Origin of the sequence: Flavobacterium sp. UBA7680, from assembly GCF_002482975.1 — a bacterium.
GTDB lineage: Bacteria > Bacteroidota > Bacteroidia > Flavobacteriales > Flavobacteriaceae > Flavobacterium.
Genome location: NZ_DLHA01000032.1, coordinates 205,110 through 224,278, shown reverse-complemented (window position 1 = coordinate 224,278; position 19,169 = coordinate 205,110). Strand labels below are relative to the sequence as shown.

The window sequence follows — 19,169 nt, the reverse complement described above, 5'->3', positions numbered from 1 at the left end:
GTTAATGACATAAATAAGCATTCTGCCAACCGCCTTGTTGATCAGGCTTTGTAAATGAAGTGAAAGCCTTAATAAAATTTCCGTCATTTATCAATGTCTCAATTTTCCTAAAGCTTATATTATTAAGGGAATCTAAATTTAATTCGTAGATATAATGATTAAATATTGTTCTGTTTGTTTCCTTGTCAAAGCAAATAGCTCCTCTGGGACCTACAATATTTAATTTGTTTATCTCTTCAATTAAAGAATTCAAACTAAAGTCTTTTGCATTTAGAAGAACGTTCTTTAATATCAGTCCGTTTTCATATCCTAAAATTGAAAAAACAGACGGACTTTCTGAATAAGTTTTTAGATATTCGGAGGTGAAATCTAATGTTTCAGTATCATTTTGCATCCATGAACTTACTACATAAAGATTATGTGGATTGGTTTTGTAGTTTTCTAATATTTTATCGTTGATAAAAAAAGGAGTTACATAAAAAGGATATTTTTGTGTAATCTTATTTTTACTTACAAAACCAGCATTTTCTTCGGCATATATACCGCTGTAAAATGCAAAAACGGCATCAGGTTCTTGATTATTAATAGTCTGATCCATATATATGGCTTCATCTTCTCTTGGTACAAAAGGAGTAATGTAATGTCCTGAAAAATTACTATCTTCCTTAAATGCATATTCAATAGCACTCAGCATACCATAACCAGAGTCATAGAACGAAGTCGAAGTGGCAATTTTTTTATACTTTTTGCTTGTTGTTAGATAATTTCCTAAATGATAGCAAGATTCAGTTAATCCAAATGAGTTAATATAAACCCCTTTTGGAGTTACAGTTTCATAAGGTAATGTCGCTCCTAAATCTGCAGCTATTAATAAAATATCATTGTTTGAAGCATATTTATAAACTTCGTCTACATTATAATGACCAAAAAAACCTATAATAATAGATACATCTTCCTGAAAATTTAATTTCTGAATTTTCTCAATTATTATTTTATCGTCTGCAGCAATACCAATACTTTCGACAAAAAATTTTGTTTTGAGATTGTTAAGTTTTAAACCTCGCATAAAATCTTTATCCAGGCCGGGATACTGTTGTGACTTTGGAATTAAAATTCCTATTTTGATGTCGTTATCCATAAAATTAGATTAAAAAAAACAGAGGCAGGAATACCTCTGTTTTTATAATTTGATATTAGTTACGAGAAGGGAAAATTCCTTCCATAGCAATACAAAGATTAATACCCAAATATGGATCTCTAATGCTAAATGCCTGAGAACCTCCTATTATAGATGTAGAACCAGATATACTTGAAGTTATACCTCCAATTTTAACTGTATTTGCAGTTGGCTCACTATAAATAGCAGGTGTAGCCCCAGCAGCTCCCAAGAAGTTAGTACCGCTGTCGGTTTCATTAGAGGTAGTACCATTAGAATACGCACTAGCACTAGTAACTAAATTTACCTGACCAGCATTAACTCCAGGAACAAGTTGGTGATTGTGCTGTGGCATATTGTTTATAGTTAATGTAGTAGTTTCAGTTCCACCAACTTGCCCATAAGTAATAGGGGTTAAGCCAGGCCCGTTACCAACACCAACCATGCTGCGGCCTCTTAAATCTGGCAAAGCAAAAGTAGTTTGTCCATTTCCTCCGTAAGTAGTACCCAATAATGAAAAAAGGGCAGTGTTTTGAGCTATTGATATTAATTGGCCACTACAAGTTTGCCAGCCTCTAGGATTAAAAGTAAATCCAAAAGCCAAAATTGCTCCTAAGAAAGGTTCATTCATAATTTTTTAATTTAATAGTTAATATTAGTTTTTTGTTTTATTAATAATTTGCCAGATTTGGTTAAAAAATACTCTGACAGTTTTTTATTACAACGCTAAGTTACTTGAATGTAACTATTTTTAAAGCAGGTGTTTATACCTGATTTTTAAATGAAAATTATTTTGCTAAAAAAAATAGTTCCTACATTTTTAAATTGAATCCCTAAACTTTTATGGTTTTAATTCAGGATTAAAATTAGATTTCAAATAGGTTAACAGGGAAAAATATGTCATAGAACAGGTTTTTCTTGTCATGAAATTGCTTTTAGTATAAAGGCTTGTAAGGTAAATTTTATAAGGTTTTTTTGCGTAATAAAGAGTTAAAGCAAAATTGATTTAACCTGTACTTTTCGGCTTGTAAGTTTCTTCGCTATTAAAGAATATAATAAAGATAAATAAAAGCTTACAAACAGAAATTAAATATTTGTCAGAATTTTTCGAGGTAAATAAAAAATATTATTGTATAATATACTGATTCAGAGTAGAAATAAAACAAAACTGTCAGGAACTATATCCTCGTTACCTTATTTATTAAGGTTTCGAAAAAAGTTCCTGACAGTTTATTTAAAGAATATCCTTAGATGTGGATATTGATGCGGTTTATAGTTTTGAAGAATAACTTCAGTAGGTGATTTCCAAAATTTTAAGCTTCGCAAGACGAATGTTCGTCTATTATATTTTTGACACTTTTAATAAAAATTTCAGTGTTTTTAGCTTCCTCCTTAATATAGATATCATAATTGGTTAAATTAAACTGCTCCAGCATATCTTTTTTTAAATACTTTATCATCGATTCAATACTTCTTGTGTCCGTATTATTTTGCCTTTTCAGTTCACGTTGTTTACTTTCAAGGTATGACAAAGTCTTTTTTAATCTTTGGATGCTTAATCTATCCACGTTTCAATCTTTTAAAATTAATAGAAAATAAATGATTACAACTAAAATCTAATCTTTCGTACTTACGAATAAATCGATAATTTAGTTTTAATGATTTTCTGGAATTTTAGAATAATTTTCGTGGAAATAATTTAATGCTTTGAAAATCTTTCGATTATGAAAAAAAATAAAAAATGATTTTTTTAGAGAAAATCTAAATTGTCAATTATTTCTGAAATTTCTAATAGTATAAGAAACATTCTAAACTTTTTCTTCTCTATTTTTAATATGATTTCGATGTGAAATTCCCCATTTAATCATTTCTAAAATTATAGGGCCAAAGGATTGACAATAAGAAGTTGATTCATAAAGAATGGGAACTTTTGCATCACGATCTTCCGTTCTTTTTACCAAATTATTCAGTTCCATATCTTTTAATTCCTTCGATAACATTCGCGAAGTAATTCCCGGAATACTTTCCTTAATATCCTTAAATCTATAATTTCCATTACAGATAGAATTTATAATAGGCAGTTTCCATTTTCCTCCTAAAACATATATAGTATCCTGAAGCGCCTGAACTTCCTCTTTTTGATTTCTCTCCATATTTTTTAAACCATATAAGTTATATAAGAAATTTTAAGTTTTTTGAGTTTGTATAAATCTCACAAGATCATTTTAATACTTTAATATGTGGCATTAAAAAACTTAGCGCCTTAGTGCCTTCGTGGCATAGCACAACAAAAGTAAAAAATAAATCATAAAATTGAAGAAATGTTTTTATTTATGTATTTAACTACGTAGTTTTGTAATACAAAAAATAAAATATCATGGAGCCAAAAATTAAACTTGTAGAAAACCAGTATTCAAATGTTATTGTTGATTTAATATTAAACATTCAGCAAAAAGAATTTAATGTTCCCATTACTATCGAAGACCAGCCGGATCTGCTTACTATTAATGATTTTTATTATGCCAGCGGAGGAGGTTTTTGGGGAGCTTTTATAAATGAAGAATTAGTTGGAACGATCGCTTTGGTAAAATTTTCTGATACTGAAGCAGCAATTAGAAAGATGTTTGTAAAGAAAGAATTTCGCGGAAAAGAATTTTCAATCGCCCAAAAATTATTAGAGACATTAATAACTTATTGCAAAGAAAACGGAATCGATGATTTATATTTGGGAACAGTTTCAATTTTAGAAGCCGCATTACGTTTTTATGAAAAGAATGATTTCGTGCGAATCGACAAAGAAAAGCTTCCAAAAGCATTTCCTTTAATGGCACCAGACAATGTATTCTGTCATTTAACTTTAAAGAAATAAAGATGAACATTATAGACGAATCAGGAATATTGGCCCTTTCTACACGATTGCAGCGATTGAGCGAGCAATTACGAAAAGACGGTGCCTTATTTTATAAGTCATACGGAATTGATTTTGAACCTAAATGGTTTCCCGTAATTTATACTTTATATCATAAAGAGGTTTTAAGCGTAGTGGAGATTGCCAATGAAATCGGTTATACACATCCATCAACCATAAGTTTATTAAAAGAACTGGAAAAACAAAAACTGATTCGTTCTAAAAAAGATAAAATCGACGAACGAAAAAGACTCCTTCAACTTACAGCAAAAGGACAGGAACTAATCGCGCAGATGAAGCCTGTTTGGGATGTTATGAAAAAAGCCTTAAGTGAAATTGCCGACAATCAAAATAATCTACTTCAGGCTATTAATGAAGCTGAGAATAAAATTGTGCATCAAAGTTTTTTGCAACGTGCATTGCAGTTGAAAAGCGAAGGAGAGAAGTAATCAATCATTCCAAATACCACAGTCATTGAAAAAAATACCCATATACAATCAAAGTCCCGAAGCGGTTGGAGGTATTTTTATCGCCTACCATTCTGCTGATGATTTGGCTAATTTTGATGCTAAATTAGAAGCACATCGCGATGATTTTTATATATTTTTTGTACTAACAAAAGGGCAGGCCACACTTCAATGTGATATGATCGATATTGAAATAAAGGCAACCAATGTATTGATGATTAAACCACTTCAAATTCATCACGGACAAGATGGTACTATTGATGCAGCCGGGTATTATATTGGCGTAGCACCATTTTTAATACCTAATAACTGTATAGAAATTTTTCAGAATTTAAAAATTTCTGAACAGCTAAATACAATTGATCCAATATATAAAGAAGAACTTTTAGAAACCATTTATTTACTACATCGCAGTTTTAAAAGTTTAAACCCAAATAAAACCCAAATTATTAACGGTCTTTTTAATGCCTTGATTTACAATTTGGCCAATATCTATTCAGACTCAAAAAACCAAATTAAGGAACTTAAAAACCAATCAGGAATAATTTATAACAATTTCAAAAAGCTGATTTCAGATCGTACCTTTTTAGAAAGTCCATCCTATTTTGCAAAGAAATTAAATATTACAACTTCACATTTAAATGATTGTGTCAATGCTTCTTCGGGTAAATCAGTTACTTATTGGTTGCAAAATGCTATGATTATTGAAGCGCAGAGATTGCTTTATTATACCGAAAGCGAAGTAAAAGAAATTGCTTTTGCTCTTGGTTTTGAAGATCATACTTATTTTTCAAGATTGTTTAAAAAAATCACCAAAGAAACACCACTTTCGTTCCGTAGAAAATTCCGCGAATAGTCTAATCATCACCACTTATTATTCAATGCCTTTTTAGGGCTTTATTTTCAATTTTGAATTGAATTTTAAAACCTGAAAATTATGAGTTCAATGCCCAAAATTATTGGTGATTTTATGGAAATGGCATTTGCAAACAAAATCTGCAAAGTAAACGTTGCAACTATAGAAACACCAAGTCCCAATATAAAAATAATTAATTTTAAAGGTACTTTTCCGCATGTTAAATTCCAGATCGGTCAAGCAATTGTAATTCGTATTGATGATACCAATTACCGAAATTATACCCCAAGCAAATGGAATAGTGAAACCGGAACATTTGAAGTTATTTTCCATATTCACCACAACGGACCCGGAAGCGCATTTATAAATAATTTAAAACCAAATGATCAAATTACCGTTGGTCTGCCAAGAGGTTTTAAGATTTTTAATAAAGAATCGCAATACCATTTCTTTTTTGGAGACGAAACCTGTATCAGTGTTTTTAAAAGTATGAAAGATGAAATTAACCGCAGTGAAAACAATTATTTAGGTATTTTAGAACTAGACGAACTTTCGATTGAAATTCCTAAAAAGCTTGGACTAGTTATAGATGTTGTTCCAAAATCTGTCAATAAAGCCGAATCGGCGATAAAATCACTTCAAAATTTAGATGCCGAAATCTGGGAATTATGGAAAAAAGGTTATTTCTATTTAATGGGAAATGCCAAATCTATTCAGGCATTTAGAAAAGCATTGAGAGAAAAAGGCGTTTCAAACAAAAACATTCATACGCAGCCCTATTGGGCAGAAGGAAAAGTCGGACTTTGATTCTTCTAAAGAAACAAAATGAAAAAGCGATCTTATTAGGATCGCTTTTTTGATTAAAAATATTAAGTGGAACATCAAACGATGTTTTAAAAATGATAAACTCAATATGCTCCAAAAACAAATACCATTTGAATTTACGCCCATTCTCTAACACCATTTTATATATGTACGATAAAGTGTATATTTTTGGTTTTGAAAGTATTGTTAAAGTTTTACAAATATTTTTCACCCGTAACAGCTTTGTCAAAGTTCAAAACTTTGACAAAGTTTATTCTCGAACAAAAAAAGAAAAAAAACTTAGTACCTTAGCATCTCAGCACCTTAGAAACTTAAAAAAATGACCATTCAGCAGTTAAAATATATAGTAGCTTTAGACGACGAACGCCATTTTGCAAGAGCGGCAGAAGTATGTATGGTGACACAGCCCGGATTAACGATTCAGTTAAAGAATCTCGAAGAAGAAATAGGAATTAAGATTTTTGACCGAAATAAAGTGCCTTTAACACCAACAATCCTCGGAACAGAAATAATCAACAAAGCCAGAAAAATTCTTCGTGAAGCCGATGAAATTCGTGATTTTGTAGTTAATGAAAAGAATCTTTTAGAAGGAGAATTAAGACTCGGCATTATTTCAACTTTATCTCCTTATTTAATTCCGTTGTTTATAAATGCGATGAAAGAAGCTGCTCCAAAAGTACATTTTATCATTAAAGAAGGTTATACAGGACACTTAATGAGAGATCTGGAAATAGGTGCGATTGATGTAGCTATCATGGCAACGCCAACGGGAAATCCCAACTTGATTGAACATGTTATTTTTAAAGAACCTTTTGTAGCCTATTTGAATGAATCACATCCAATGGCAAACGAAGATTTTTACGAACTTCAGCCCGGAGATAAAACCGAACTATTACTGCTTCATCACGAATATTGTTACAACGCTCAGCTTCTGGATATCTGCGGATTAAAATCATCAGATAAAATTAAAGAACAGTTTACCTACGATATCAATTCAATAGAAACCTTAAAAAACCTTGTTCGTGCACATTTAGGATTTGCGATTATTCCGCAGCTTTCTATTTTAAACGAAGCACAATCGCAGCTTTTTAAACCTTTTAAAGAACCCATTCCGGTAAGGGAAATCAGTTTAGTAGTTTCAGATTCTTTTTCGAAGAAATTATTACTAGAAAAAATGAACGAAGCCGTTTGGAACTGCCTTCCCGATGCACTCAAAAAAGATTTTGCGTACAAAAAAATACGCTGGAACGATTCGCCGTATTTTGTAAAAGCGATTAGTAAGGTTTCTTAAACTCAAATGCTTATTGCGATTATAAGGCTTCAGTTTTTAACACATAGGAACATAGCTTTTCTTTATAGATAAAGGCGTTTCACTTGTTTTAACACACATAGCTATGTGCATTTATACAAGTGAAACGCCTTTTTTAAAGTATGATAAGCTATGTTTCTATGTGTTTAAACATCAGCTCAAAGTAAATTAATTATTACTTTTTCGAAGCTGCAATAATCACATCAGCAACTTTAGCCGGCTGAGAAATAAAAACCACATGGCTACCTTTTATCTCTGTAATTTTTGTGTTAGAACGTTTGTACATTGCGCGTTCGATATCAGGATTGATACTTTTATCTTCAGTAGCTACGATTCCGTAAGATGGTTTAGTTCTCCAAGCCGCTTTAGTAATTGGAGTTCCAAAACCTTGAGCGTGAAAAGCACCTTGTGAAGCAAACATAAAATCAGCATCTTTTTTACTTAAATCACCTGCAAAACCAGCGTGAAATTTAGCTTTATCATAATAAGCAATTCCTTTATCATCTGGAGGCAATACACCATTTTCTGGAGCAGGAGGCGCAGTTTGTAACCATTGAATAGAGTTTTCTCCGTTATCAGGTTGTAAAGCAGCAACATAAACAAGAGCGGCAACTTTTGGGTGATTTCCAGCTTCAGTAATTACAGTTCCACCCCAAGAGTGTCCAACTAAAATTGTAGGCCCGTCTTGTTTGTCAAGAGCTAAATTTGTTGCTTTAACATCATCTTCAAGAGAGCTTAACGGATTTTGAACAATTGTTACATTATATCCTTTTTTGGTTAAAATTTGGTACAAACCTTTCCATCCAGAACCATCTGCGAAAGCGCCGTGTACTAATACTACATTTTTAATTTGTGGAGCAGTTTGTGCGTTTACATTTGCTGATGTAAATACTAAACTAAAGATTATTGCTGCGAATGCTAAAAAGCTTTTAATTGTTTTCATGTTTAAAATTTTAGATTGTTGATTTTAGATTTTAGATTGTTGTGTTGTTTATTTGAAAACTCAACACAATCTTGTCATTTCGACGGAGGAGAAATCTTCACAAGAAGCTCTACAAAGATTGGCTGCTTACCAAGCGGAGTTACTTACGAAGATTCTTCGTTCCTCAGAATGACAAGATTGTGTTGAAATTTTATTATTTAGAATTTAGTTCAACGTTATCGCCAAAGTAATTTCAGTGTTCAATAATTTCGAAATCGGACAAATTTCTTTTGCTTTTTGAGCTGCTTGTTGAAAATCTTCTGCAGAAATTCCAGGAACTTTTCCAGTTAACTCTAATTGAATTAAAGTAATTGTACCGTCTTCAAAAGTTACTTTAGCAGTTGTATCTAAATCTTCTGGAACAAAACCAGCTTCAGATAATAAAAAGCTTAACTGCATGGTGAAACATCCTGAATGTGCTGCTGCGATTAATTCTTCTGGGTTTGTTCCAACACCTTGTTCGAAACGAGTTTTAAAAGATAATTGTGCATTATCTAAAGTTGTGCTTTGAGTACTAATAGTACCTTTTCCTTCCATTCCAGTACCTTTCCAGTTTGCGTTTGCTCTTCTTGTAAATTTCATAATTTCTATTTTTTAAAGTTATTTTTTAAGATGATCAAATCATTTGTTTGATTTTGATGAGACAAATTTATGGCGATCATGTTTATTAATCAAATTAATAATTTTTAGCACTTATAAAAATAATTTATAATTATAGGTTTTAAAGGGCTGGATCAAAACTTTAGGTTATAATTTTTTTTCAGATAAATTTTAAATCTAAGGAGAAAGGATGATTATTTATCTCTTTTTTGGTTTCAAGTTAGAATTTGAAACCAACTAAATGCAGGAATAATAGTTTTATATGATCTATGGATTTAATTTTATTCGAAACAATTTTACAGGAATACCCCAGAGAATAAATTTTTAATGAATAATCTAACTTTTAAATTTATGAAAAAAGCTTTTCTAATAATTGTAGTTTGCCTGAGTTCAATTTTGTTCTCTTGCAAAAAAGATAAAGATCCAAATCAATTAATTTCTGAAGATGTAAAACCTGATAGTGCAGATTCAACGTTTGCCGATAACGGCTGGCCTCGCGAAGCTGAAAATAACGGTACAAAACTCGTTTATTATCAGCCTCAGGTAGATGACTGGAAAGATTATAAAGAAATCACAGCCCGACTGGCTTTTTCTTTAACTCCCAAAGACGGAAAACAAGTTATAGGTGTAGCTTCTTTAAAAGCAGAAACTTTGGTAGATAAAGACAACCGAAGCGCTTATATTAAAAACCTTCAGGTAACTGATGTGCGTTTTCCAGCTCTCGACGAAAAGAAAGTTCCAGAAATGGAAAAACTCTTTAAAGAAACACTGCCTAAAAGCGGAGATCCAATTTCTGTAGATCGTATTTTGGCAGATTTAAGCCAAACCAAAAGTCCTGCAAAAGGAATTGTAGCAAAGAACGATCCTCCCGCAATTTTTTACAGCACCAATCCTGCTGTTTTATTGATCGTGCAGGGAGAACCCGTTTTAGTACCTGTAGAAAAAACAGATATACAATATGTGGTCAATACAAACTGGGATTTGTTTTTTGATAAAACTTCTAAAGATTATTATTTATTGGCTGATAATGTCTGGCTGACGTCTAAAAAAATAGAAGGAAAATGGACTAAAACTGCCAAACTTCCTTCGGGGTTAATTAACCTGCCTTCGGGACAAAATTTTGATGATGTTAAAAAGATGATTCCGCCCCCTTCAACCGGAACTACGCCTGAAGTTTTCTACAGCAATAAACCTGCTGAATTGATTGCCGTAAACGGAAATCCTAAATTTATTAAAATAGACGGAACCAAATTATTATACATTGACAATACCGAAAATGATGTTTTTGCCGATGAAGGCGATGGTCAATATTATGTATTATTATCCGGAAGATGGTTTAAATCGAAAGAATTAAGCGGACCGTGGACGTATGCCGGAAATAATCTTCCCGCTGATTTTGCTAAAATCCCTAAAGATTCCCCACGAGCAAATGTATTATCATCTGTACCCGGAACGCAGGAAGCCAAAGATGCCGTTATGCTGGCACAAGTTCCTACAACTGCAATTTTAAAGAAATCCGATGCCGAAGCTAAAGCAAAAGTGACCTATGACGGAGCGCCTCAGTTTAAACCAATTGAAGGTACAAAAATGCAATATGCAAGTAATACGCAGGAGAAAATTATAAAAGTAGGCGATTTGTATTATTTGTGTTTTCAGGCCGTTTGGTTTATGTCGACAAGTCCTAACGGGCCTTGGAAAACTTGTGATTCTGTTCCGAAAGAAATTTATACCATTCCGCCGAGTTCTCCGGTTTATAATGTAACCTATGTTACGCAAACCACAACCGATACAACTGTCGAAAGCAGTTCAACAGCAGGATATTTAGGTGCTTTTATTATTGGTGCTACAGTAGGTGCTATATTAACGTATGGCACAGGATGGTATTATCCGCCTTATGTGTATTATGGCGGATTATACCCTATTTACCGTCCGTGGCCTTATGCGTATGGAGCAGGAGCAGTTTACAATCCGTGGACAGGCGGTTATGCTGTCGGAAGACGTGTTTACGGGCCTTATGGCGCTGCCGGAACTTCGGCCTGGTATAATCCCGCAACAGGAAGATACGGACGTTCTGCAAGTGTTCAGGGCTGGTATGGTGGTCGAACTGCGGCAAGTACTTACAATCCGTGGACGGGAAATTACGCCAGAACCAATCAAGGACATAATGCGTATGCGCAATGGGGACATTCTGCGGCTACAAATGGCAATCAATGGGTGCAGACAGGACACGTTACAACCCGACGCGGAACGGCAATTGGTTATGAAACTTCGGGAGGAAATAAAGGTGTAATTACACATAATAGAGGCGGAGGAACCACGATTCATACCAATAATAATGTATACGCAGGTCACGATGGACATGTATATAAAAAAGACGCTAACGGAAACTGGAGTCATTATAATAACGGAAACGGTGGCTGGAGTCAAGCGGGAACTTTAGGTTCGACAAACAAATCTGGCGGAGCTGCTGAACGTAATAAACCAAATCAGGGATTGGGTGCAAATGGAGCAGGAGAGAAGATTCAGCATGATAATCTGCCGAAACCGGAACAAAACTTAGGCGGCGAAACCCGTTTAGGCGACAGAACCCAACACGATAATTTCCCAAAAGCAGACCAAATCCTCGGACAACCGAATAAACCGCTTGGCGAAGCAGGCCGTCCTGATATTACAAATGATCTAGATCGCTCAGCATTATCCAGAGACCGCGGAGAATCGCAAACCCGAAATTTCCAAAACTTCCAACATCAAGGCGGTTTTAGAGGCGGCGGAGGCTTTAGAGGCAGAAGATAAATAAAAGCAAAGGTTGATTATTTTTTAAATTCCAATTTTTAAATTCCAAATTCCAATCGCTCGTATTGAATTTAGGATTTGAGAGTTGGAATTTATTTTTGAGATTCAGATTTTTGGAATTTGGATTTTTAGTTATTGGAATTTAAAATTTAAGCATAATCTTGTCATTTCGAGGAACGAGAAATCTTCACAAGAAACTCTACAAAGATTGGCGACATTTATTAAAAAGCCCAATTTGAAAATTCCAAATTCCAACGCAATCTTGTCATTTCGAGGAACGAGAAATCGCACTAGAAACTCCGTAAAGATAAGCGCCAATCTTTGTCGACATACGAGTGCGATTTCTCCTCCGTCGAAATGACAAAGATTATGAAAACTTGAAACTTAAAACCTGAAACAAAACAAATTCCCTATATTTAACATTCAAAAAATCAGGCAAATGAACTCTAACAAACTTTTACTTTGTCTTTTATTTACAATGCAAATAGCATTAGGACAAACCAACCCAAACATTAGTTTAAAACAATTGAGTAAACAGCATCAGTATGCTAAAATGGATAGTTTGAACAATAAGGAAAAAGGCAAAGACTATTATTTCTATAAAGGTTTATATGCCAATGTCTGCAATAAACCCAAATTGTCAAACCAGTATCTAGACAGTTTGAAAAACAATGAACTGACCAATAGTTACGAATTTGCGAAACTGAAAAATGACAACTATATCAAACTCTTTAATTACAATTTGGCTTATACGGCTTCTAAAGTTTTGACGCTTAAATTTCAAAAGCATTATAAAGAAGATGAACTTCAGGACGAATTAAACACACAGCGAATCTGGCAGACTTTACGCAATACACGCGCACAAATAATTGATAAATTTTCGACAATTTCAGTTGCTGCGCTAAAAGACAAAGCAGGTTTAATTACAACAGAAGTTAAGGCAAATGAAACGCAGTCCAGTTTTGTTTTTGATACCGGAGCAGGAATTAGCTGTATTACCGAAAGTACGGCGAAGAAAATGGGAGTTAAAATTCTGCCGGATAATAATATTTCGGTGGCGAGTTTTACGGGACAAAAAAACAAAGTTCGTATAGGCGTTGCTCCCGAAATTAATTTAGGAGAATTGAAAATTCATAATGCGGTGTTTTTAGTATATCCTGATAAGGCTTTTACATTTGCAGACGGCGCTTATGTGATTAACGGTATTATTGGTTTTCCTATAGTAAAAGAGTTAGGAACGATTACGATTGAAAAAGATAAACTTACGTTTTCTAAAGAATTAGAGACCAATACAACCGAAAAAAACTTATTTGTAGACGAACTCAGAGCGATTGTAATGCTCACGTATAAAGGCAAAACCCTGCCATTTAATTTTGACAGCGGAGCAAAAGAAAGTCTTTTTAACAAAGCATTTTACGAAACCTTCAAAACCGACCTTGACCTTATAGGTACTTTAGAAACGACTAAATCCTCCAGCGCTGGTGCAGAAGTTGTTTCTAAAGAAGTTTTAGTTTTAAAAGACCAGCAAATATATCTTGGGAAAAAACTAATTCAACTCCCAAAAATGGAAATCGACCAAAAGGATTACGGCGTTTATGGGGAAGTAAATTTTGGGAATATCGGGCAAAATGTATTGGGACAATTTGAAAAGGTTGTGATTAGTTTTGATGGGAATTATTTGAGGTTGGAGGATTAGGTGTTTATGTTTATTTTGGTGACACAAGTGTCTCTAAATAGATTGATTTTTAAATTTTAGGACTGCCTTGATACAAACCGTCAATAAAAGCTTGGGAAACTGTACTGTATTTATTTTTAGCTTCTTGAAATTTTTGTTCAATCCAAAAAGCTCCTTCTTGACTTAGCTCGACATCTGGTTTCTGCTTTAAAGCTAACCTAGGGTTGATGTTTTCCTCACCAAAATCATGTCTTTTTTTGGTAGAGCGAAAACTCTCGTAGCCTAATTCATTCATCATTCTTCCCATTTTTGGGGTAGCTGAAAATGTTGAATTTAAAAACTCGGCTGAATGAATTCTTATATAAATATTGTAGTGACGTTTCCAAGAAACCAGTTTAATATCTTCTTCACTTGCAATATCATTAATTCTGTCATGCTTTTTTGCAATAGCTTTTCCAAATATTGCATATTCATTATCATTCATTAGATGTGCCATATATACAATATCTCCATCATTATATCTATTGGGTCTTCCCATTGCACTTGGGAATGTTAAAGCAAAATGACAATGTGTACTTCTTACTATATCTTTTATTTCCCAATCCCATTCCCCTCGATAATCACCTGTTCCATAAAATTTAACAAAATGTTTTTTATCCCCAATTACTTTTCTAACAATAGAAGTTCCAAAATCTTTTAATTTAGGGATGTTTGTTGGTAATCTATTTTCTGAAATAATTTTTTGCCATTCAAGAACTATATTCAGGTCTAACAAACTTTGATCAATTATCCATAACTTATTAAAATAATTTAAAGCTTCTTTTATTTGTTCTTCATCTTTATTCTTAATACCTAATTCATAATTAGTAAAGAAGCCCCCATTTGTAAAATTAGCAGATGTAATAATCAAACTTTTTGTATCAAAAATATAGGCTTTACTATGTAAATTTTTTATTCCCTTTATTTCTACGCCTTTTTCAATTAATCTTTTTAATGCTTTGAGACTAGATACACCTGAACGAAAATCATTTAAATTGAACCGTGTTATAACTTGAATTTTATTTCCATGCCAATTTTTTAATAAATGAGTAACCATATTATCCGTAATAAATGGAGATATTAATTTCAAATTTTTCGTATTTTCTAATTCATTTAAAAAATTATTTAGCCATTCGTTTTGTATTACTTCCATTTGTGTTTGATGCTTTAAATTTATATAAAAGGTATTTATTTACGGTTATTGTAACAGATCGATAAAAAAAAAGAATTTGAAATTAGAAATTTTCTCTGATGGTAAAACAACTGTGTTCGTGATATCTATTAATAGTTGTTAAGATAAAAACTATGTGTTCACTAATTAAACCTTTATATCAGCATGGAGTGTTTGTTCTGAAATCATCTTCAATTTATTATAAATATCTCTATCTAATTTAGCTAGAGGCCTTTTGTTAAAATCTATAGGCTTATAATAATTTCGAAAATAGAATCTATAAAATTCTTCTTCTGAAGTGTTTAATTTATTAATGATGTCCGATATTGAACCAATGTAATAGTAACTAGTTTTATCAAATTTCCTATAAATTTCCTCAACAGAATCACCATGGCTTTGGTATACTTCTTGCAACTTGAAGACATTTAAGTTTCCAGATTTTTTTTGTGTAGGAATACCAAATATTCTTTCTTTTTTTTGTAAGGAAATTTCATGATGAGGCTTTAAATTTAAACTAAAACTAATTTTCTTATTATTTATATTGCTTTTAGTTGATAATTCAAAATCAAAAAACACATCATTTCCAAATCCCCCAAGATAAGGATGTAAATGAGTATTTAATTTAAAATCAGCATCAAGTTTTAAATTGCAATTGCATATATAACAACTGGGTATTAGGTTATAAAAACTCAATGTTAAATATTCATATCGAGCTTTATTAAAAAAGTGGTCGTAAGTCGGACCTATAATTCTACTATTTTTATCAGGGATGTATGTTATAAAATTTCTGTTACAATAAGGACAGCACTTTAAGTCTAAGGCTTTACCAAGGTCATTATTAATAGGTGTGTAGTAATTATTATAATTAAAAAAGTAATTATAAGCTCTTTTTGTAATACCTGTTAATAGCAATTTTAACTCATCATTTAAGTCTATTAATTCATAAGGTAGGCTTCCAAAAAGGTCATTATCTTGTATGAATGTAGCAAGATTATTAATTTTATTCTTTAACTCATTATAAGTTTTTGTTTTTCTACACTTGGATCTTTTGTCTGATTTTATTTTATAATAATTTAAAGTAAATATCAAATCGTTAGTGTTTTTTCCTTCTCCTACTGGGTGTTTTGAATTTAATAATTTATTTTTTCCAATTACTATTTTTATTGCTGATGTAAAATTATTTACCTTTTTTAAAACTGTTTTTTCATCTGCAATTCCTGAAGATTCTAGTATGCTAATTACTTCTAAAATATCATTAATTTTACTTAAAAAAAGTGATTTAATATTTTTGCTATATTTATTGGAAATAGATATTAAATCTGGATGTTCAATTTTGATCATTAGCTCATTGAATTTTAAGTTTATCAAGTTTTGTTTGCCTTTCTACTATCTATTTTTTTAAGTTTTATTTTTTTTATTTTCTAATGTTTCAATCAATTTATATCTAATAAATGGTTCATCTATGATTTCTATTTTTTTTAAAAAAGCATAAAATTCATCATTGGGAATAATTTTATTTATTCCATTAATATCATCGATTAAATTTGTGATATATTCGTGAGCAAATTCCCCCATGAATCCATTTTTTAAAAAGAAATCACTAGCTAATAAGTCGTGAATATTGGCTCCGAAAGTTTTATCGCTTGAAAGAGATTTTTGCGGTTCTCCTTCAATTAATCTCATAATATTTTGATTAGGAATATCAGAAAGTATAAATGGTGAATGTGTAGAAAAAATTATATTTATTCCTTTTATATTTTCAATTTTAAGTTTTTCTATAGCTTTTAATAAGTAATTAATGAATTTTCTTTGGTATTCTGGGTGATAGTATAATTCAATTTCGTCTAAAACTAGATTTATATTTTTATATGAAATTTTCTCTCCTTCTGAATAAAATACTGAGTTAAGATTCTTCAAATGATACAAGATAGATTGTATCGAATGTGTTAATTGTTGTTCACCTGAACTTAAAGTATTAAAGTCAATATTTTTTTTAGAAATTTCATCTCTAATTATTATTGAGGGTTTTACTAAAGCATTTGGAACTAATAAAATTTTTTCCCATGTATTATCATCACCAATCGCTGTTATTGCTGTATTAATTCTTTGTTGAAAAGCAGTGTTGTCTTGCTTGCAAAAATAATTTTTTTGGGTAGAATTAACCGGGCTTCTTTTAACTTTCCAAGAATCAGTTTTAAAATAATTGTTTTTTATTGTATATAATGCCTGATATAGTTTGAGTGTAATATGACTTTTATCTTTTTTTATTTTTTCAAATAATTCCCCTAAATTTTTAATTGAAAAGACCTCATATTGACCAATTTCTGCTTTATCTTTTTTAATTACATCTACATATGACGAATAATCTTCATACTGATAACATATTTTGAATACTTTTCTTACAGAGTATTTGATAAATAAAAATAATATTTCATTATAATCTACTTTTTCATCTTCAATAAATGCATGTTTGGACATATCTTTTTTAATATCTTCGTCAAATTTAATTTTCATATTATCGATCTGATCTTGATCTAGGTGTCCGTTAACAATACTGTATATTTGATTGAAAAAATCAATTATTGTAATACTTTCTTTTTGAATAAATTCATTAAATATGTTATTGATTGAAATTGGATAGCTCTTTGTAATTAATTCTAGAGAACTAGGATCAATAACAAAATCAAATTCTTCAACAAATTTATTATCAATTAGTGCCTGCTTTTCTTCTATCAAGTCTAAAACATTTAGCATTAATCTTGATTGAGCCAAATGAGTTTCAGAATTAACATCTATATTTCCTTCTTTTCTAAAAGGATTTATAACAATGGGAGTTTGGTAACCATCATTTTTGTGAAATAACATATCTAACCATTTTCCAGAATTTTTAGAATTCAAACCATACATAGAGTAATTTATAGCTACTGTATAGAATAACTTTTCAAGCTTAAAATCTTCTATCTCAAATTTATCTTGTATCTGTTTTTTAAATTCCAAACCGTTTTTTGGATCATAAGAAATTAAGCAAATTACATCTTGAAAAGAATAATAAATTTCAAAAGCTAAATTTTTAGAAATTTCAATATCTTTATCATATAGAACTTCATTTATTTTAGCGATTAAATAATTTACTAAATAAAAGAATTCTAATAAGTTACTTTTTCCACTTCCATTTTTTCCGACAACAGCTGATATATTTATATTAACTATATTATTTCCTATAGTTGAAATTTTGTATAATTCATAAGGGACTTTTTTAAGATAATCTACTTTGAAGACTTTCTCATCTTTTTCAACCTCTTTTCCATTTTTATCTAAAAAAATATAATCATTGTAAAATTTGTAAATCTTCCCAAGCACTAAATTTTTTGAAAATCTAACATCACAGCCAATTAATGGTCTTATTGCAATTAATTTAAATTCGTTCATAAATTATTTTAAATTGTTTTTTTATTTTAATTAAAGCATATGTAGATTATTTTTAAGCATTTTTATAAATGATTTCTTTTCGATTTCTATTTATCTTAATCTTAAAATTAACAGGATTATAATTTTCTACACTTGGTTGCTTTAAATTGTTACTAAAAAACATTATCTCTTTTCCAGATTTCGATTGTCCTGCAGAATGGTTAAAAGAATATTTCTTAGTAGGTAGATCTTTATATAGTTTTTCAATATTTATATTATCGTCATATGAAACAATCCAATGAATATTATGAATTGATTTTATTTTTTCACTGACTCCTTTATGATGCTCATCCAAATAATGATTCATATATAATTGATCAGCTTTAAGATAATATGGCGGATCAAAGTAAAATATAGTGTCATCATTTTTTGAGACAAGTTGAATTTTATCTATTAAATCAATAGCATCATCATTTAATATTTCAATATTTGCACTATATTTTGCTATTAATTTTATTCTTTGTTTAATCTCTTCTTTATTAAATCGACAATTAATTTTATAATTACCATCTTGTTTAATACCTCCAATTACACCGCCCTTAATAATACCTGATCGATTTGTCCTATTTAAGAATAATGTTGAAAATCCTAATGTCAATAAATCAACAGTTTCTTTTCTTTTTTGAATTTCCTTTTGATGATACCAATTTTCTACATTAATTTCAGTTTCATCAATAAGTTTACAAAGCTCAGCAGAATTATTTTTTATTGAATACCAAAAAGCATAAATAGAAAGATCTTTATCGTTAATTGTAATTTTATTCACATATCCTTCTATTAAAAGGAATAAAGCAACTGATGCTCCACCTGCATATGGTTCAACATAATGGTTATGAATATTGTTATCGATACAAATTTTAGCAAGAAAAGCAGAAAGTCTATTTTTTCCACCAGGATATCTTAAAGGAGAGTAAAACATA

17 protein-coding genes are annotated in these 19,169 nt (G+C 31.0%); 7 read left to right on the top strand and 10 right to left on the bottom strand.

The genetic code is table 11. From position 1 onward, the window contains the following. Nucleotide 1: 1 nt before the first annotated feature. The 4 genes from B3C18_RS15085 to B3C18_RS15070 form a co-directional block, all read right to left on the bottom strand. On the bottom strand, nt 2-1,138 hold the full coding sequence (locus B3C18_RS15085; RefSeq protein ID WP_291148228.1) for an ABC transporter substrate-binding protein: 1,137 nt from the start codon (nt 1,136-1,138) through the stop codon (nt 2-4). A 55-nt stretch (nt 1,139-1,193) separates the two neighbouring features. Continuing rightward, complete coding sequence (locus B3C18_RS15080; RefSeq protein WP_349680583.1) at nt 1,194-1,787, bottom strand: phage tail protein; 594 nt, start codon at nt 1,785-1,787, stop codon at nt 1,194-1,196. A gap of 682 nt (nt 1,788-2,469) precedes the next feature. Then, nucleotides 2,470-2,616 (bottom strand): hypothetical protein, encoded by a 147-nt coding sequence (locus tag B3C18_RS15075; RefSeq protein ID WP_291148225.1) that lies wholly within the window; start codon nt 2,614-2,616, stop codon nt 2,470-2,472. Nucleotides 2,617-2,964: 348 nt separating this feature from the next. Then, nucleotides 2,965-3,309 carry a winged helix-turn-helix transcriptional regulator gene (locus B3C18_RS15070; RefSeq protein WP_291148223.1) on the bottom strand — a complete coding sequence of 115 codons (345 nt, stop codon included), beginning with the start codon at nt 3,307-3,309 and terminating at the stop codon, nt 2,965-2,967. Between the two features lie 224 nt (nt 3,310-3,533). On the opposite strand from B3C18_RS15070, the gene B3C18_RS15065 reads away from it, so the two are divergent. The 5 genes from B3C18_RS15065 to B3C18_RS15045 all read left to right on the top strand — a co-directional run bounded on the left by B3C18_RS15065 (nt 3,534) and on the right by B3C18_RS15045 (nt 7,503). Further along, entirely contained in the window at nt 3,534-4,025 is a 492-nt protein-coding gene (locus tag B3C18_RS15065) for a GNAT family N-acetyltransferase (protein ID WP_291148220.1), read from the top strand. A 2-nt stretch (nt 4,026-4,027) separates the two neighbouring features. Next, nucleotides 4,028-4,513, top strand: coding sequence for a MarR family winged helix-turn-helix transcriptional regulator (locus B3C18_RS15060; protein WP_291148218.1), 486 nt, complete (start codon nt 4,028-4,030; stop codon nt 4,511-4,513). A 25-nt stretch (nt 4,514-4,538) separates the two neighbouring features. Beyond that, nucleotides 4,539-5,387 (top strand): helix-turn-helix domain-containing protein, encoded by an 849-nt coding sequence (locus tag B3C18_RS15055; RefSeq protein WP_291148215.1) that lies wholly within the window; start codon nt 4,539-4,541, stop codon nt 5,385-5,387. Between the two features lie 81 nt (nt 5,388-5,468). Next, complete coding sequence (locus tag B3C18_RS15050) at nt 5,469-6,194, top strand: siderophore-interacting protein (protein ID WP_291148212.1); 726 nt, start codon at nt 5,469-5,471, stop codon at nt 6,192-6,194. A gap of 337 nt (nt 6,195-6,531) precedes the next feature. Further along, nucleotides 6,532-7,503 (top strand): hydrogen peroxide-inducible genes activator, encoded by a 972-nt coding sequence (locus B3C18_RS15045; RefSeq protein WP_291148210.1) that lies wholly within the window; start codon nt 6,532-6,534, stop codon nt 7,501-7,503. A gap of 193 nt (nt 7,504-7,696) precedes the next feature. Here the strand turns inward: B3C18_RS15045 and B3C18_RS15040 are convergent, their stop codons facing one another. After that, entirely contained in the window at nt 7,697-8,464 is a 768-nt protein-coding gene (locus tag B3C18_RS15040; RefSeq protein WP_291148208.1) for an alpha/beta hydrolase, read from the bottom strand. Between the two features lie 204 nt (nt 8,465-8,668). Further along, nucleotides 8,669-9,085 carry an OsmC family protein gene (locus B3C18_RS15035; RefSeq protein ID WP_291148205.1) on the bottom strand — a complete coding sequence of 139 codons (417 nt, stop codon included), beginning with the start codon at nt 9,083-9,085 and terminating at the stop codon, nt 8,669-8,671. Between the two features lie 369 nt (nt 9,086-9,454). Between B3C18_RS15035 and B3C18_RS15030 the strand changes: the two genes are divergently transcribed. Beyond that, nucleotides 9,455-11,896, top strand: a complete 2,442-nt coding sequence (locus B3C18_RS15030) for a hypothetical protein (protein WP_291148202.1) — start codon at nt 9,455-9,457, stop codon at nt 11,894-11,896. 439 nt (nt 11,897-12,335) lie between these two features. Then, on the top strand, nt 12,336-13,592 hold the full coding sequence (locus tag B3C18_RS15025) for a retropepsin-like aspartic protease (RefSeq protein WP_291148200.1): 1,257 nt from the start codon (nt 12,336-12,338) through the stop codon (nt 13,590-13,592). A 49-nt stretch (nt 13,593-13,641) separates the two neighbouring features. On the opposite strand, the gene B3C18_RS15020 is transcribed toward B3C18_RS15025, so the two are convergent. The 4 genes from B3C18_RS15020 to B3C18_RS15005 all read right to left on the bottom strand — a co-directional run bounded on the left by B3C18_RS15020 (nt 13,642) and on the right by B3C18_RS15005 (nt 19,168). Further along, a complete protein-coding gene (locus B3C18_RS15020; RefSeq protein WP_291148197.1) occupies nt 13,642-14,763 on the bottom strand; it encodes a phospholipase D family protein in 1,122 nt (373 codons plus the stop codon). 165 nt (nt 14,764-14,928) lie between these two features. Continuing rightward, nucleotides 14,929-16,122 carry a hypothetical protein gene (locus tag B3C18_RS15015; RefSeq protein ID WP_291148196.1) on the bottom strand — a complete coding sequence of 398 codons (1,194 nt, stop codon included), beginning with the start codon at nt 16,120-16,122 and terminating at the stop codon, nt 14,929-14,931. 57 nt (nt 16,123-16,179) lie between these two features. Next, nucleotides 16,180-18,210 carry an AAA family ATPase gene (locus B3C18_RS15010; RefSeq protein ID WP_291148194.1) on the bottom strand — a complete coding sequence of 677 codons (2,031 nt, stop codon included), beginning with the start codon at nt 18,208-18,210 and terminating at the stop codon, nt 16,180-16,182. Nucleotides 18,211-18,262: 52 nt separating this feature from the next. Continuing rightward, nucleotides 18,263-19,168 carry a DNA adenine methylase gene (locus B3C18_RS15005; RefSeq protein WP_291148191.1) on the bottom strand — a complete coding sequence of 302 codons (906 nt, stop codon included), beginning with the start codon at nt 19,166-19,168 and terminating at the stop codon, nt 18,263-18,265. Between the last annotated feature and the right edge of the window lies 1 nt (nt 19,169).